Origin of the sequence: Vibrio neptunius (assembly GCA_019339365.1) — a bacterium.
Taxonomy (GTDB): Bacteria; Pseudomonadota; Gammaproteobacteria; order Enterobacterales; family Vibrionaceae; genus Vibrio; species Vibrio neptunius.
In genome coordinates this window covers 136,783-153,317 of the sequence record CP079859.1, presented here as the reverse complement: position 1 = coordinate 153,317, position 16,535 = coordinate 136,783, and the positions used below count along the sequence as shown (strand labels likewise).

General features: G+C 46.0%; 11 protein-coding genes. 10 read left to right on the top strand and 1 reads right to left on the bottom strand.

The features are described 5' to 3' along the window. Nucleotides 1–162 precede the first annotated feature (162 nt). The 6 genes from rplK (at nt 163) to rpoC (ending at nt 11,060) form a co-directional block, all read left to right on the top strand. Nucleotides 163–591, top strand: a complete 429-nt coding sequence (gene rplK, locus KW548_00705) for a 50S ribosomal protein L11 (GenBank protein ID QXX06715.1) — start codon at nt 163–165, stop codon at nt 589–591. Nucleotides 592–595: 4 nt separating this feature from the next. Beyond that, complete coding sequence (rplA, locus tag KW548_00700) at nt 596–1,300, top strand: 50S ribosomal protein L1 (protein QXX06714.1); 705 nt, start codon at nt 596–598, stop codon at nt 1,298–1,300. 280 nt (nt 1,301–1,580) lie between these two features. Next, nucleotides 1,581–2,075: a 50S ribosomal protein L10 gene (gene rplJ, locus KW548_00695; GenBank protein ID QXX06713.1), complete on the top strand. Its 495-nt coding sequence runs from the start codon at nt 1,581–1,583 to the stop codon at nt 2,073–2,075. 58 nt (nt 2,076–2,133) lie between these two features. Next, on the top strand, nt 2,134–2,502 hold the full coding sequence (gene rplL, locus KW548_00690) for a 50S ribosomal protein L7/L12 (GenBank protein QXX06712.1): 369 nt from the start codon (nt 2,134–2,136) through the stop codon (nt 2,500–2,502). Nucleotides 2,503–2,733: 231 nt separating this feature from the next. After that, a complete protein-coding gene (gene rpoB, locus KW548_00685; GenBank protein QXX06711.1) occupies nt 2,734–6,762 on the top strand; it encodes a DNA-directed RNA polymerase subunit beta in 4,029 nt (1,342 codons plus the stop codon). A 92-nt stretch (nt 6,763–6,854) separates the two neighbouring features. Then, a complete protein-coding gene (rpoC, locus tag KW548_00680) occupies nt 6,855–11,060 on the top strand; it encodes a DNA-directed RNA polymerase subunit beta' (GenBank protein ID QXX06710.1) in 4,206 nt (1,401 codons plus the stop codon). Between the two features lie 897 nt (nt 11,061–11,957). Here rpoC and KW548_00675 read toward each other — a convergent pair. After that, a complete protein-coding gene (locus KW548_00675; GenBank protein ID QXX06709.1) occupies nt 11,958–12,452 on the bottom strand; it encodes an Rsd/AlgQ family anti-sigma factor in 495 nt (164 codons plus the stop codon). Between the two features lie 178 nt (nt 12,453–12,630). Between KW548_00675 and nudC the strand changes: the two genes are divergently transcribed. The 4 genes from nudC to KW548_00655 all read left to right on the top strand — a co-directional run bounded on the left by nudC (nt 12,631) and on the right by KW548_00655 (nt 16,535). Further along, complete coding sequence (gene nudC / locus KW548_00670; GenBank protein ID QXX06708.1) at nt 12,631–13,407, top strand: NAD(+) diphosphatase; 777 nt, start codon at nt 12,631–12,633, stop codon at nt 13,405–13,407. A gap of 270 nt (nt 13,408–13,677) precedes the next feature. Then, complete coding sequence (hemE, locus tag KW548_00665) at nt 13,678–14,745, top strand: uroporphyrinogen decarboxylase (GenBank protein QXX06707.1); 1,068 nt, start codon at nt 13,678–13,680, stop codon at nt 14,743–14,745. A 104-nt stretch (nt 14,746–14,849) separates the two neighbouring features. Then, nucleotides 14,850–15,485 (top strand): TetR/AcrR family transcriptional regulator, encoded by a 636-nt coding sequence (locus KW548_00660; protein QXX06706.1) that lies wholly within the window; start codon nt 14,850–14,852, stop codon nt 15,483–15,485. A gap of 75 nt (nt 15,486–15,560) precedes the next feature. Next, the gene (locus KW548_00655) at nt 15,561–16,535 is read left to right on the top strand and encodes a DHH family phosphoesterase (GenBank protein ID QXX06705.1); all 975 of its coding nucleotides are present in this window, start codon (nt 15,561–15,563) and stop codon (nt 16,533–16,535) included.

Sequence of the window (16,535 nt, the reverse complement as noted above, 5' to 3'; positions counted from 1 at the left end):
AAAAATCACCTTTTAAGGGTTGTGCAAGGCGCGAATTATGACTATAATTTCGCGCCTTATTATTTTGGATGAAACGTAAGTTTTAATCCAGAATGAAAAGAATTTATATCAACGGGGAGCTGATCAGTTGGTTAGCGTTAGTACCCAAAATTAGGAATAATCATGGCTAAGAAAGTTGAAGCTTACATCAAGCTGCAAGTTGCTGCTGGTATGGCAAACCCAAGTCCACCAGTTGGTCCTGCTCTAGGTCAACACGGTGTAAACATCATGGAATTCTGTAAAGCGTTTAACGCGAAAACAGAATCTATCGAGAAAGGTCTACCGACTCCTGTTGTTATCACTGTATACAACGACCGTTCTTTCACGTTCATCACTAAGACTCCACCTGCTGCAGTTCTTCTTAAGAAAGCGGCTGGCGTTAAGTCTGGTTCAGGTCGTCCAAACACTGAAAAAGTGGGTACAGTAACTGACGCTCAAATCCAAGAAATCGCAGAAACTAAAGCTGCTGATATGACTGGTGCTGACATCGAAGCAATGAAGCGTTCAATCGCTGGTACTGCTCGTTCAATGGGCCTAGTGGTAGAGGGTTAATAAGATGGCTAAACTAACTAAGCGCATGCGCGTTATCCGCGAAAAAGTTGACGTAACTAAAGAATACGAAATCAACGAAGCTGTCGCTCTTCTTCAAGAACTAGCGACTGCTAAATTCGTTGAGTCTGTAGACGTTGCTGTTAACCTAGGCATCGATGCTCGTAAATCTGACCAGAACGTACGTGGTGCAACTGTACTACCTCACGGTACTGGCCGCGAAATCCGCGTTGCAGTGTTCACTCAAGGTGCAAACGCTGAAGCAGCTAAAGAAGCTGGCGCAGACATCGTTGGCATGGAAGATCTTGCTGAGCAAGTTAAGAAAGGCGAAATGAACTTCGACGTAGTTGTTGCTTCTCCAGATGCAATGCGCGTTGTAGGTCAACTAGGTACTATCCTAGGTCCTCGCGGTCTTATGCCAAACCCTAAAGTTGGTACTGTAACTCCTAACGTTGCTGAAGCGGTTAAGAACGCTAAAGCTGGTCAGGTTCGTTACCGTAACGACAAAAACGGCATCATCCACACTACTATCGGTAAAGCAAACTTCTCTGCTGAGCAGATCAAAGAGAACCTAGAAGCACTTCTAGTGGCTCTGAAGAAAGCTAAGCCGTCTTCTGCTAAGGGTACATTCCTGCAGAAAGTAAGCATCTCTACTACTATGGGTGCTGGTGTTGCTGTTGATCAGACTAGCCTGAACACTCTAGCAAGCTAATATATTTGCTTAGGCGTGAAATTTGTGTATAATTTCGCGCCTAATATTTGTGGTTGGGGCTGAACTTTGGTTCTGTAAGAATTAATACCCAGTCTCCGTCCAAGACCGTAGGTGTCTGAGTTTGTTTAACAAATGATGACTTAATTATCCTACGTAGATGGTGCCCGAACTGACAGAAAGCTCTATGTAAATAGTTACCTTTCTTCTGGGAAGCACCTCAATAACTCTCACTGTCGTGATGATAGTGAGTGGTGTAACGACAACCAGGAGTAAATCCAAGATGGCTTTAAACCTTCAAGACAAAAAAGCAATTGTTGCTGAAGTCAACGAAGCTGCCAGTGGTGCACTTTCTGCAGTTGTAGCTGACTCTCGTGGCGTTGAAGTGGGCGCGATGACTTCTCTACGTAAACAAGCTCGTGAAGCGGGTGTTTATGTACGAGTTGTTCGTAACACACTTATGCGTCGTGCGGTTGAAGGTACTGACTACGAGTGTCTAACAGACACTTTCACTGGTCCTACTCTAATCGCATTCTCTAACGAGCACCCAGGTGCTGCAGCGCGTCTTTTCAAAGACTTCGCTAAAGAGAACACTGACTTCGAGATCAAAGCTGCTGCATTTGAAGGCGCGCTAACTGACGCTGAAGTACTAGCGACACTACCAACTTACGACGAAGCTATTGCACGCCTAATGATGTGCATGAAAGAAGCTTCTGCTGGCAAGCTGGTTCGCACTATCGCTGCACTACGCGATCAAAAAGAAGAAGCTGCGGCGTAAGCCTTGCTTTTTACTGGTTGCTAATTAAACTTATTGTTGATTTTAAAAGAGAATTGTTATGTCTATTACTAACGAGCAAATCCTAGACGCAGTTGCAGAAATGTCTGTAATGCAAGTTGTTGAACTAATCGAAGCAATGGAAGAGAAATTCGGTGTTTCTGCTGCTGCTGCTGTTGTAGCTGGCGGCGCTGCTGGTGGCGAAGCTGCTGCTGAGCAAACTGAATTCGACGTAATCCTAGAATCTGCTGGCGGTAACAAAGTTGCTGTAATCAAAGCAGTACGTGGCGCAACTGGCCTAGGTCTTAAAGAAGCTAAAGCTCTAGTAGACGGCGCACCTGCACCTCTAAAAGAAGGCATCGAGAAAGATGAAGCTGAAGCTCTTAAAGCTCAGCTAGAAGAAGCTGGTGCAAGTGTTACTGTTAAGTAATTATTGCATAGTTTCTTAGCCTAACGGCTAATGGCTGGTGGTTTTATAACCACCGGCCTTTTTGCGCTGTAGGGGTTGGGTGATTTTTCCGCTGTTTGAGCACCCAAGTTCCTAGCAAAAAACATTTCATTAGTTCTTAATGAAATGTCACTACAATCAAACAGGTGTTAGTCACTGTCTCATAACGATTGGAGACAGTTTGGGTCACTTATCAGCGAGCTGAGGAACCCCATGGTTTACTCTTATACCGAGAAAAAGCGCATCCGTAAGGACTTTGGTACTCGTCCACAAGTGTTGGACATTCCATACCTGCTATCGATCCAGCTCGATTCGTTCGAAAAATTCATCGAACAGGATCCTGAAGGTCAATACGGTCTTGAAGCTGCTTTCCGTTCTGTATTTCCAATTCAGAGCTACAACGGCAATTCCGAGCTGCAATACGTTAGCTACCGTCTTGGTGAGCCAGTTTTTGACGTTAAAGAATGTCAAATTCGCGGCGTAACTTACTCAAAACCACTTCGCGTAAAATTACGCCTAGTTATCTTTGATAAAGACGCGCCAGCAGGTACTGTAAAAGACATTAAAGAACAAGAAGTCTACATGGGCGAAATTCCGCTTATGACAGACAATGGTACCTTCGTTATCAATGGTACCGAGAGGGTTATCGTATCCCAGCTGCACAGAAGCCCAGGTGTATTCTTCGACAGCGATAAAGGTAAGACCCACTCTTCAGGTAAAGTTCTATATAACGCACGTATCATTCCTTACCGTGGTTCATGGCTTGATTTCGAGTTTGATCCTAAGGACAACCTATACGTTCGTATCGACCGCCGTCGTAAGCTACCAGCATCTATCATTCTTCGCGCACTAGGTAAGACGACAGAAGAGATCCTGGACATCTTCTTTGAGAAGGTGAACTTCGAGGTTAAAGATCAAACTCTACTTATGGAGTTGGTTCCTGATCGTCTACGTGGTGAAACTGCGTCATTCGATATCGAAGCAAACGGCAAGACTTACGTTGAAACAGGTCGTCGTGTAACGGCACGCCACATCCGTCAGCTTGAAAAAGATGGCGTTGAGCATATCGAAGTACCAGTAGAGTACATCGTAGGCAAAGTGTCTTCGAAAGACTACATCAACGAAGCGACTGGTGAGATCATCGTTGCGGCTAACCAAGAAATCAGTCTTGAAGCACTAGCGAACCTATCTCAGGCAGGCCATAAAGCTCTAGAAGTTCTATTTACGAACGACCTAGATCACGGTCCATTCATGTCAGACACACTACGCATCGACAGCACTGTTGATCGTATTTCTGCATTGGTAGAAATCTACCGCATGATGCGCCCTGGTGAGCCACCAACGAAAGAAGCTGCTGAAGCACTATTCGAAAGCCTATTCTTCTCAGAAGAGCGTTACGATCTATCGACTGTTGGTCGTATGAAGTTCAACAGCTCTATCGAACGTGAAGATGCTCAAGAGCAAGGCACACTTGACGAAACTGATATCGTTGAAGTGATGAAGAAGCTTATCGCTATCCGTAACGGCATCGGTGAAGTGGACGATATCGACCACCTAGGTAACCGTCGTATCCGTTCAGTTGGTGAAATGGCAGAAAACCAATTCCGCGTTGGTCTAGTACGTGTTGAACGTGCTGTTAAAGAGCGTCTAAGCCTTGGTGACCTTGATGCAATCATGCCTCAAGATCTAATCAATGCTAAGCCTATCTCTGCTGCGGTTAAGGAATTCTTTGGCTCTTCACAGCTTTCACAGTTTATGGACCAAAACAACCCACTATCAGAAGTAACGCACAAGCGTCGTATCTCTGCATTGGGTCCTGGTGGTCTAACTCGTGAACGTGCTGGCTTCGAAGTACGTGACGTACACGTAACTCACTACGGTCGTCTATGTCCTATCGAAACCCCTGAAGGTCCAAACATCGGTCTGATCAACTCTCTATCTGCGTTTGCGCGTTGTAACGAGTACGGTTTCCTAGAGACTCCATACCGTCGCGTAGTCGATGGCGTAGTAACAGACGAAGTCGATTACCTATCTGCTATTCAGGAAGGTCAGTACGTTATCGCTCAGGCGAACACGGTACTTTCTGAACAAGGCACATTCTCTGAAGAGCTAATCACAGCTCGTCAGAAAGGTGAATCTGGCCTACACCCACGCGAACATGTTGACTACATGGACGTTGCAACTAACCAGGTTGTATCTATCGCTGCATCGCTTATCCCGTTCCTAGAACACGATGATGCGAACCGTGCATTGATGGGTGCGAACATGCAACGTCAGGCCGTTCCAACACTTAAAGCTGACAAGCCTCTAGTTGGTACTGGTATCGAGCGTAACATCGCCGTTGACTCTGGTGTTACAGCGGTAGCGAAACGTGGTGGTGTAATCCAGTCTGTAGATGCTTCTCGTATCGTTGTTAAAGTAAACGAAGACGAGCTGATCCCTGGTGAAGCAGGTATCGATATCTACAACCTAACTAAATACACTCGTTCTAACCAAAATACGTGTATCAACCAGCGTCCATGTGTGATGCCGGGTGAACCAGTTGCACGTGGTGACGTTCTTGCTGATGGTCCTTCAACAGACCTTGGTGAGCTAGCACTTGGTCAGAACATGCGTATCGCATTCATGCCTTGGAATGGCTACAACTTCGAAGACTCGATCTTAGTATCTGAGCGCGTAGTTCAAGAAGACCGTTTCACTACGATCCACATTCAAGAGCTATCTTGTGTGGCGCGTGATACTAAGCTTGGTGCTGAAGAAATTACAGCTGATATTCCAAACGTAGGTGAGTCTGCTCTGTCTAAACTAGACGAGTCAGGTATCGTTTACATCGGTGCGGAAGTGAAAGGCGGTGACATCCTTGTAGGTAAAGTAACGCCTAAAGGTGAAACTCAGCTAACTCCTGAAGAGAAGCTACTACGTGCTATCTTCGGTGAGAAAGCGTCAGACGTTAAAGACACGTCTCTACGCGTACCAAACTCTGTTTCAGGTACAATCATCGACGTTCAAGTATTTACTCGTGACGGTGTTGAAAAAGACAAACGTGCACTTGAAATTGAACAGATGCAGCTTAAAGAAGCGAAGAAAGACCTTACTGAAGAATTCCAGATTCTTGAGGGTGGCCTTCTGAACCGTGTTAAAGCTGTACTTCTTGACGGTGGTTACACTGAAGCGAAACTAGACGCTATCGATCGTAAGAAGTGGCTAGAGCTAACGCTTGAAGATGATGCTCAACAGACTCAGCTTGAACAGCTAGCAGAGCAGTACGACGAGCTACGAGCTGACTTCGATAAGAAGTTTGAAACTAAGCGTCGTAAGATCACACAAGGTGATGATCTAGCACCTGGCGTACTTAAAATCGTTAAGGTTTACCTAGCGGTTAAACGTCGTATCCAGCCTGGTGATAAGATGGCGGGTCGTCACGGTAACAAGGGTGTAATCTCTAAGATCAACCCTGTTGAAGACATGCCTTACGATGAGAAAGGTCAGCCGGTTGACATCGTACTTAACCCACTGGGTGTACCTTCGCGTATGAACATCGGTCAGATCCTAGAAGTACACTTAGGTCTGGCAGCGAAAGGTATCGGTGACAAGATCAACCAGATGGTGAAAGAGCAGCAAGAGCTCGCTAAGTTCCGTGACTTCCTACAGAAAGTTTACGACCTTGGTGATACTCGTCAGAAAGTAGACGTTGCGTCTCTATCTGATGACGAAGTTCGTACTCTGATCAAGAACCTACGTGGTGGTCTACCGATCGCGACTCCAGTATTTGACGGTGCTTCTGAGCAATCAATCAAAGAGCTATTGAAACTAGGTGACCTACCAGAATCTGGTCAGCTAACGCTGTTTGATGGTCGCACAGGTGATGCGTTTGAGCGTCCTGTAACGGTTGGTTACATGTACATGCTGAAACTGAACCACCTTGTTGATGACAAGATGCACGCTCGTTCAACTGGTTCGTACAGCCTAGTAACTCAGCAACCACTTGGTGGTAAAGCTCAGTTCGGTGGTCAGCGTTTCGGTGAGATGGAAGTATGGGCACTGGAAGCATACGGTGCTGCTTACACGCTTCAAGAAATGCTAACCGTTAAGTCGGATGACGTTAACGGCCGTACTAAGATGTACAAGAACATCGTAGATGGCAACCACAGCATGGAACCTGGCATGCCAGAATCGTTCAACGTACTGTTGAAAGAGATTCGCTCGCTAGGTATCAACATCGAGCTAGAAGACGAAGAGTAATCCCTTCTTTCTTAATTGAGAAAAGCGATTATTTGGTAGAAGGTGCTCACTTTTGCGGGTGAGCTCCTTTTAACTCCTTACAGGAGCTGATTGTGAAAGACTTATTAAACTTTCTAAAAGCGCAGCATAAGACCGAAGAATTTGATGCAATCAAAATCGGTCTATCTTCACCAGACATGATCCGTTCATGGTCTTTCGGTGAAGTTAAAAAACCTGAAACGATCAACTATCGTACGTTCAAGCCTGAACGTGATGGTCTGTTCTGTGCGCGTATTTTTGGTCCAGTAAAAGACTACGAATGTCTTTGTGGTAAATATAAGCGTCTGAAACACCGTGGTGTTATCTGTGAGAAGTGTGGCGTTGAAGTTACACAAACTAAAGTTCGTCGTGACCGCATGGGCCACATCGAGCTTGCTTCACCAGTTGCTCACATCTGGTTCCTAAAATCATTGCCGTCTCGTATCGGTCTACTCATGGATATCCCTCTACGTGATATCGAGCGTGTTCTTTACTTCGAAATGTACGTAGTAACTGAACCGGGTATGACTGACCTAGAAAAATCTCAGATGCTAACTGAAGAAGAGTATCTGGATCGTCTAGAAGAATGGGGTGATGAGTTCACGGCTAAGATGGGTGCGGAAGCGATCAAAGACCTACTTGCGTCTATGGATCTGCCTGCTGAAATCGAAGAAATGCGTGAAGAGCTTCAGTCTACTAACTCAGAGACTAAGCGTAAGAAGATCACTAAGCGTCTGAAGCTTGTTGAAGCGTTCGTTCAATCTGGTAACAACCCAGAGTGGATGATCCTTACTGTGCTTCCGGTACTTCCGCCAGATCTACGTCCTCTAGTTCCACTAGACGGCGGTCGCTTCGCGACTTCTGATCTGAACGACCTATACCGCCGTGTAATCAACCGTAACAACCGTTTGAAGCGTCTACTAGAGCTTGCTGCTCCGGACATCATCGTACGTAACGAAAAGCGTATGCTACAAGAGTCTGTTGATGCACTTCTAGATAACGGTCGTCGCGGTCGCGCGATCACGGGTTCGAACAAGCGCCCTCTTAAATCTCTTGCTGATATGATCAAGGGTAAACAAGGTCGTTTCCGTCAGAACCTTCTAGGTAAGCGTGTAGACTACTCTGGCCGTTCTGTAATCACAGTAGGTCCATACCTTCGTCTACACCAGTGTGGTCTTCCTAAGAAGATGGCACTTGAGCTATTCAAACCATTCATCTACAGCAAGCTAGAGACTCGTGGTCTTGCGACGACAATCAAAGCTGCTAAGAAGATGGTAGAGCGCGAAGAAGCGATCGTTTGGGATATCCTGGACGAAGTCATCCGCGAACACCCAGTACTATTGAACCGTGCACCTACACTTCACCGTCTAGGTATCCAGGCGTTCGAACCAGTACTAATCGAAGGTAAAGCGATTCAGCTGCACCCACTAGTGTGTGCGGCGTACAACGCGGACTTCGATGGTGACCAAATGGCGGTTCACGTGCCTCTAACTCTAGAAGCACAGCTTGAAGCTCGTACTCTGATGATGTCGACAAACAACATTCTGTCGCCAGCGTCAGGTGATCCGATCATCGTACCTTCTCAGGACGTTGTATTGGGTCTTTACTACATGACTCGTGACAAGATCAACGTGAAAGGCGAAGGTATGTACCTTGCTAGCCCAGCTGAAGCTGAGAAAGCATATCGTACTAAGTCTGCAGAGCTGCATGCTCGCGTTAAAGTTCGTATCACTGAGACTGTAAAAGACGAAGATGGCAACAGCACAACTGAGACTAAGCTGGTTGATACCACTATCGGTCGTGCAATGCTATGGCAAATCGTGCCTGATGGCCTTCCGTACAGCATCGTTAACCAAAAGCTGGGTAAGAAGCAAATCTCTCACCTACTTAACGAGGCTTACCGTAAGCTAGGTCTAAAAGACACTGTCATCTTCGCTGACCAAATCATGTACACAGGTTTCGCTTACGCGGCACTTTCTGGTGTATCTGTTGGTATCGACGACATGGTTGTTCCAGCAGCTAAGTACACTGAGATCGAAGAAGCGGAAGCAGAAGTTCGCGAAATCCAAGAACAGTACCAATCTGGTCTTGTAACAGCGGGCGAGCGCTACAATAAAGTGATCGATATTTGGGCATCGACCAACGATCGCGTAGCGAAGTTGATGATGGAAAACCTCTCTTCTGAAGCTGTTGTTAACCGCGACGGTGAAGAAGAGCAGCAAGAATCGTTCAATAGCATCTACATGATGGCCGACTCGGGCGCACGTGGTTCTGCGGCTCAGATTCGTCAGCTTGCAGGTATGCGTGGTCTGATGGCCCGTCCAGATGGTTCAATCATCGAAACGCCGATCACTGCGAACTTTAAAGAAGGTCTAAACGTACTTCAGTACTTTATCTCAACGCACGGTGCTCGTAAGGGTCTTGCGGATACAGCACTGAAAACAGCGAACTCGGGTTACCTAACTCGTCGTCTAGTAGACGTTGCTCAAGACGTTGTTGTACACGAGCATGACTGTGGCACCCATGAAGGTGTTGACATGATGCCGCACATCGAAGGTGGTGACGTTAAAGTTGCACTTTCTGAGCTGGCTCTTGGTCGTGTAGTTGCAGAAGACGTACTGAAGCCAGGTACTGAAGATGTACTGATCCCACGTAACACTCTAATTGATGAGAAGTGGTGTCAGATCATGGAAGAGAACTCAGTTGACCGCATGAAAGTGCGCTCTGTAGTTACCTGTGATGCAGACTTCGGTTGTTGTGCTCAGTGTTACGGTCGTGACCTAGCACGTGGTCACCTAGTGAACCAAGGTGAAGCAGTGGGCGTTATCGCTGCTCAGTCTATCGGTGAGCCGGGTACACAGCTTACGATGCGTACGTTCCACATCGGTGGTGCGGCATCTACTGCAGCAGCAGAGAACAGCATCCAAGCTAAGACGACTGGTACAGTTAAGCTACACAACGCTAAATTCGTTATCAACAAAGATAAGAAGCTTGTCATCACTTCTCGTGCTTCAGAGCTGACTATCATTGACGAATTTGGTCGTACTAAAGAGAAACACAAACTACCTTACGGTTCTCTACTATCTAAAGGCGACAACGACGCAGTTGAAGCTGGTGAAACAGTAGCGAACTGGGAAGCGCACACTATGCCAATCATCACTGAAGTGGCAGGTCGCATCCAGTTTGTGGACATGATCGATGGCGTGACAGTTTCTCGTCAAACAGATGATCTAACAGGTCTATCTTCAAGCGAAGTAACTGAAGCAGCAGCTCGCCCAGCAGCAGGTAAAGATATGCGTCCAGCTATCAAACTTGTTGATGCGGCAGGTAACGACGTAATGATCCCTGGTACTGAAATGCCAGCTCACTACTTCCTACCTGGTAAAGCGATTGTAAACATCGAAGATGGCGCTGAAGTAGGCGTGGGTGATACTCTATCTCGTATCCCTCAGAAATCTGGCGGTAACAAAGATATCACCGGTGGTCTACCACGCGTAGCTGACCTATTCGAAGCTCGTAAGCCGAAAGAGCCTGCGATTCTTGCTGAGCACACAGGTACTGTAAGCTTCGGTAAAGAAACGAAAGGTAAGCGTCGTCTAGTCATCACTCGTGAAGGCGGCGACGCATACGAAGAGATGATTCCTAAGCATCGTCAGCTTAACGTATTCGAAGGCGAGAAAGTTGAACGTGGTGACGTGATCGCAGATGGTCCAGAGTCTCCACATGACATTCTACGTCTACGTGGTATCCACGCTGTGACTCAATACATCGCGAACGAAGTTCAAGAAGTATACCGTCTACAAGGCGTTAAGATTAACGATAAGCACATCGAAACTATCGTTCGTCAGATGCTACGTAAGTGTACAATCACACACGCTGGTGACTCTACAGAGTTCCTAGTGGGTGAGCAGGTTGAATACGCGAACGTTAAGATTGCTAACCGTCAGCTAGAAGCTGAAGGCAAAGAGCTAGTTCGTTTCGAGCGTGAGCTACTTGGTATTACTAAGGCATCTCTAGCGACCGAATCGTTCATCTCTGCGGCATCGTTCCAGGAAACAACTCGCGTACTAACAGAAGCTGCGGTTTCTGGTAAGCGTGATGAGCTACGTGGTCTGAAAGAAAACGTAATTGTTGGTCGTCTAATCCCAGCAGGTACAGGTTTCGCTTACCACCAAGATCGTCAAGCTAAGCGTGTAGAAGAGCAAGAAGGTCCTTCCGCTGAACAAGCGACTGACAACCTTGCAGCGCTACTAAACGCAGGCTTTTCTTCAGAAGAATAAGGCTGCAGACGAGTAATCGCTCGCAAAGAAATGACAAAAGGCACCTTAGGGTGCCTTTTTTTGTTTTGTGCAATGGGAAATGTCATTCCATAGAGAGGTGAAGGCGCGATTAGGAAATCTTCATTAGTTGTTTACTTGCCTTGAGAGATCCCCAACTCACTCGTGCCTCGTTCTTGAGGATGACGATGATAGTCATTGTTCGAAAATGTCATTCCATAGAAAGGTGAAGGCGCGATTAGGAAATCTTCATTAGTTGTTTACTTGCCTTGAGAGATCCCCAACTCACTCGTGCCTCGTTCTTGAGGATGACGATGATAGTCATTGTTCGAAAATGTCATTCCATAGAAAGGTGAAGGCGCGATTAGGAAATCTTCATTAGTTGTTTACTTGCCTTGAGAGATCCCCAACTCACTCGTGCCTCGTTCTTGAGGATGACGATGATAGTCATTGTTCGAAAGTGTCATTCCATAGAGAGGTGAAGGCGCGATTAGGAAATCTTCATTAGTTGTTTACTTGCCTCGAGAGATCCCCAACTCACTCGTGCCTCGTTCTTGAGGATGACGATGATAGTCATTGTTCGAAAGTGTCATTCCATAGAGTGACGAAGGAGCGAGTAGGGAATCTCTCTTCGATTTCGGCTTGCTTTGCGAGATCCCCAACTCGGTCGTACCTCTCTCTTGGGGGGACGGTATTGAAGAAAAGCATAGCTTCTGAATCACTCTTAGAAATCGCCGGTTGATGACTGTGGTAAAAACGTAAAAGGGTTGACGTAAAACGTCAACCCCTCAAAACTTTCTCGCTTCTCGCTTCTCGCTTCTCGCTTCTCGCTTCTCGCTTCTCGCTTCTCGCTTCTCGCTTCTCGCTTCTCGCTTCTCGCTTCTCGCTTCTCGCTTCTCGCTAAGCCCCAGGCGGAATCGCCAAGCTATCAGCGATAAGTTGAATCAACTGATCTTCTACTTCAAAGCGAACTTCGAGTAGTTCTCCAACCTTTGACATATCTACTTCGAAATCGGGAAGTTCATCATCCGCGCTTACACTGACGTACTTGTCATTAAACTCGAGCAATGGTTCCGTGGTTAAAACGATTTTCGCGTAGGTAGCATCAATCTCATTGTTGGTTTTAAAACCTGTCGCTTGCCATTTTTCCATCACCATATCGTAAATTTTGAAATGACCCTCGGAAATATAATCCACAACATGATCACAAAAAGAGCTGATTTTTTTGGGAGAAGGAAGTTCGACAACGTTAGCATGCCCATTCGCGGGTTGAAGGGAACCTAACTGACAGTATTCTACAATCAGTGATTGTCTTGTTTCGAGCCAGTGGTCGATCACTTCGCTTGAACCACCCCACTGTTGTTGCGTTTGTTTGAATTTATTTAGCATGACCATGCCCTCATGATCGGATCACAGCTCCGGTGATCATTACGCTTTGCTTTGCAAAGCCATCCTAGAGAATAACCTCTTGTCCTTACTAGAATTTATAGCCAGAAAATTGTTCCACTACAAACTCTGGTATGAAATTAGATTGCCAGTAAAATGAATGAACTGCAAGCAGAGAGGATGGGTAATGTTTAAGAACAGTGACACAAACCGTACGAGTAATGCATATTGGTGTGTTGTATCAGGGAGTGAGGTTTGGTTGATAGACAATGAATTGCCTTGTGGCCCAGCCCAAGCATTTGCTCTGTCAGAAGAAAGTGCAGTAAAGATTGGAGATTACAATGGGTTACCTGTTATGTGGCTCAACGCACATGATCTCGAGCAATCTCTGCCTTTAACTTCATTGCGTGATTGCTTGGTCTTAGCTGAGCCATTGTTTTTGCTGATCAGTAAAGCTGTACAGTATAGCCACATGACACAAACTTTGCGTTTTTGTCCAACCTGTGGCGGCCGTAATCGCTTAAACCATAATCAAATTGCTATGCAGTGTGGTGATTGCCGGACGCTACACTACCCGAGAATATTTCCTTGTATCATAGTTGCAGTACGCAACGGCGATCAAATTCTGCTAGCACAGCATCCGAGACACCGTAATGGGATGTACACGGTGATTGCCGGGTTTGTTGAAGTTGGCGAGACTCTGGAGCAATGCGTTGCGCGTGAAGTCAAAGAAGAAACGGGTATCGATGTGTGTAATATTCGCTATTTTTCCAGCCAACCTTGGGCGTTTCCTTCCAGTTTGATGATGGGTTTTTTAGCTGACTATCGCGGCGGGGCGCTAAAGCCTGACTACAGTGAATTGAGTGATGCTCAGTGGTTTACTGTGCCGAATCTACCTCCTGTCGCTCCACATGGAACTATCGCGAGGGCATTAATTGAACAAACGATTAAGGACATTGATTGAAATAAAACCCTGATTGACAGGTAAAAAAAACCCTCCGAGAGGGAGGGGGTAAGTAAGATGTCGTTATGAGATGCTGAGTAGCGAGTACTCAGGTTATAATTGTTGTTTTCGCTAGCACACAAATATTTAACACTGTTACAAGTTGGGTGCAAATTAAGCACTGATTTAAAACTTAATAACATGATCTAGGTTGCAAAGCACACAGCTTTTGCGTGGTAAACGGTGTTAGAATAGCGCCCCTAAATAGAAGCCAAATAGTTGGAAAACGGAATGACTGAATTAAAAAATGATCGCTATTTGCGTGCGATTTTAAAACAGCCTGTCGATTACACGCCAGTATGGATGATGCGTCAGGCAGGACGCTATCTACCTGAGTATAAAGCGACTCGTGCTGAAGCGGGCGATTTCATGTCTTTGTGCAAGAACGCTGAACTGGCGTCGGAAGTCACTTTACAGCCACTTCGTCGTTTCCCTTTAGACGCTGCAATCTTGTTTTCTGATATCTTAACAATCCCAGATGCAATGGGACTTGAACTTCGATTTGCCGCTGGTGAAGGTCCGGTATTTGACAAGCCAATTACCTGCAAAGCGGACGTAGAAAAAATCGGTATTCCAGATCCTGAAGGTGAGCTCAAGTACGTAATGAACGCAGTGCGTCAGATCCGTAAAGATCTCAATGGTGATGTACCGCTAATTGGCTTCTCAGGCAGCCCATGGACACTGGCAACTTATATGGTTGAAGGTGGAAGTTCTAAAGCGTTCACCAAGATCAAAAAGATGATGTATGCAGAGCCACAAACGCTGCACTTACTTCTGGATAAACTAGCAGACAGTGTTATTGAATATTTGAATGCACAAATCAAAGCGGGTGCTCAGTCTGTAATGGTCTTTGATACATGGGGTGGTGTGTTAACTCCGCGTGACTACAACCTATTCTCACTGCAATACATGCACAAAATTGTTGATGGGCTTATCCGTGAAAACGAGGGGCGTCGAGTGCCTGTCACCTTGTTTACGAAGAATGGTGGCATGTGGCTAGAACAAATCGCAGCCACTGGCTGTGATGCGGTTGGCCTAGACTGGACAATCAACATCCAAGATGCGGTAAAACGTGTAGGTGATAAGGTTGCTCTACAAGGCAATATGGACCCATCCATGCTCTACGCTTCCCCTAAGCGAATTCGAGAGGAAGTATCGACTATCTTGGAAGGTTTTGGCGATGCGGGCACAGGTCACGTATTTAACCTTGGTCACGGCATCCACCTAGATGTGCCTCCAGAAAATGCGGGCGTATTTGTCGAAGCGGTACACGAGTTATCCAAGCCGTACCACAAATAACTAAGAAACCAATGAAAGCGCCTGGTCTAATCAGGCGCTTTTTTGTTATTGGTTAATATACTCAGTTATAATGATAAAATTAATGGAAAGGGTACGGAAAACGAATGAAGACACGCGACAAAATAGTGCTCGCCGCATTGGATTTATTTAATGAACATGGTGAACGAAACATCACCACTAACCACATTGCAGCGCATATAGACATTAGTCCGGGCAACCTTTACTACCATTTCCGCAACAAACAAGAAATTGTACGCGAAATCTTTGCGCTCTACTCAAATGAGCTGCTGGAAAGGTTCTCGCCAATTCATGGTCAACAAGAGAGCTTAGTCCTTCTTAAGCACTATCTCGATTCTATTTTCAACCTGATGTGGAAATATCGTTTTTTCTACGCCAATCTGCCAGAAATACTCCAACGCGATGAACACTTACACGAAGATTACATTCAGGTACAGGAGAAGCTTCAAGCAAACCTGATCAATATCATGCGAGCATTTGTCGATTTGGAATTGGTTTCTGTTGAAAATAGCGAAATGAAGTCACTGGTCACAACTCTGCACCTCATCGCTTCTAGCTGGCTGGGTTACCAAGCAGCCATGTCACCAAAGACCCAAATTACCGAGCAAATCATACATCAAGGCATGTTGCAGATGATTGCAGTGGTTAAACCCAAAGCAACGCAACAAGGCCTAGAACAACTTCAATTGCTTGAAGATGGCGTTAAAGCGATTCATGCTTAACCATAACTAAATGCGATTGTTGAATGGCTTCTAACCCCTTAAAGTATATCGAAATATATTAAGGGGTTTTTGTGTATGCACTACGATGTGTTCAATGGCGATGCAGATGGCATTATCGCGCTTCTTCAGTTACGCCTAGCTGAGCCTAAAACATCGACTTTAGTTACCGGAGTCAAACGTGATATCAAGCTGCTCAAGCCCCTCAAGTGCCGAACCAGTGATTCGCTCACCGTACTGGATATCTCGATGGAGAAAAATAAGGCGAGTTTAGAAGCGATTCTTGCCGTTGGGGCTCAGGTGTTCTACGTCGACCACCACAAGTCTGGTGATATTCCACAGCACATGAACCTCAGGGCTCACATTAATTTAGATGCCAATACCTGTACCGCCTTGATTGTGGATGAGTTGTTGAACGGTCGCTTTCACTTATGGGCTATCACCGCTGCATACGGTGATAACTTGCTCGCGAAAGCAGACGAATTGGCTGACAGAGCTGGTCTCACTAGAGAACAGAAAGAACAGCTAAAAGAGTTGGGGACACTCATTAACTACAATGGTTATGGCGCAGAGCTGGCAGATTTGCATTTTGACCCTGCTCAGCTGTTTAAGCACCTTTTGGCTTATAATGATCCTTTTGCTGTCATTGCTGATCAGCATTCTCCTTATCCCATTCTCAAATCAGCGTATCAAAGTGATATGGATCGAGCTATCGCCACTCAAGCTTCTCATCAAAGTGATGTGTTGGCGGTGTTTGAGTTGCCTAACCACGCCTCTTCACGACGTATCAGCGGTGTTTATGGCAATTGGTTGGCGAATCAAACCCCTGCTCGTGCGCATGCCGTGCTTTCCGTGAATGAGGATGGGAGCTATACCGTTTCATTACGAGCTCCATTGAATAATAAGCAGGGGGGGGGGGATATATGCGCTCAGTTTTTGACTGGTGGTGGCCGTGCGGCAGCGGCGGGGATCAATACACTACCCAAAGCGCAGGTTGGCTTGTTTATTCAAGCCGTTGAGAGCTATTACGCTTCGTCTTACCGGAGCAAATGA

Bases quoted from the DNA above. Each gene is read 5' to 3' on its own strand.
- rplK (QXX06715.1), top strand. From the start codon at position 163: ATGGCTAAGAAAGTTGAAGCTTACATCAAGCTGCAAGTTGCTGCTGGT.
- rplA (QXX06714.1), top strand. From the start codon at position 596: ATGGCTAAACTAACTAAGCGCATGCGCGTTATCCGCGAAAAAGTTGAC.
- rplJ (QXX06713.1), top strand. From the start codon at position 1,581: ATGGCTTTAAACCTTCAAGACAAAAAAGCAATTGTTGCTGAAGTCAAC.
- rplL (QXX06712.1), top strand. From the start codon at position 2,134: ATGTCTATTACTAACGAGCAAATCCTAGACGCAGTTGCAGAAATGTCT.
- rpoB (QXX06711.1), top strand. From the start codon at position 2,734: ATGGTTTACTCTTATACCGAGAAAAAGCGCATCCGTAAGGACTTTGGT.
- KW548_00675 (QXX06709.1), bottom strand. From the start codon at position 12,452: ATGGTCATGCTAAATAAATTCAAACAAACGCAACAACAGTGGGGTGGT.
- nudC (QXX06708.1), top strand. From the start codon at position 12,631: ATGTTTAAGAACAGTGACACAAACCGTACGAGTAATGCATATTGGTGT.
- hemE (QXX06707.1), top strand. From the start codon at position 13,678: ATGACTGAATTAAAAAATGATCGCTATTTGCGTGCGATTTTAAAACAG.
- KW548_00660 (QXX06706.1), top strand. From the start codon at position 14,850: ATGAAGACACGCGACAAAATAGTGCTCGCCGCATTGGATTTATTTAAT.
- KW548_00655 (QXX06705.1), top strand. From the start codon at position 15,561: ATGCACTACGATGTGTTCAATGGCGATGCAGATGGCATTATCGCGCTT.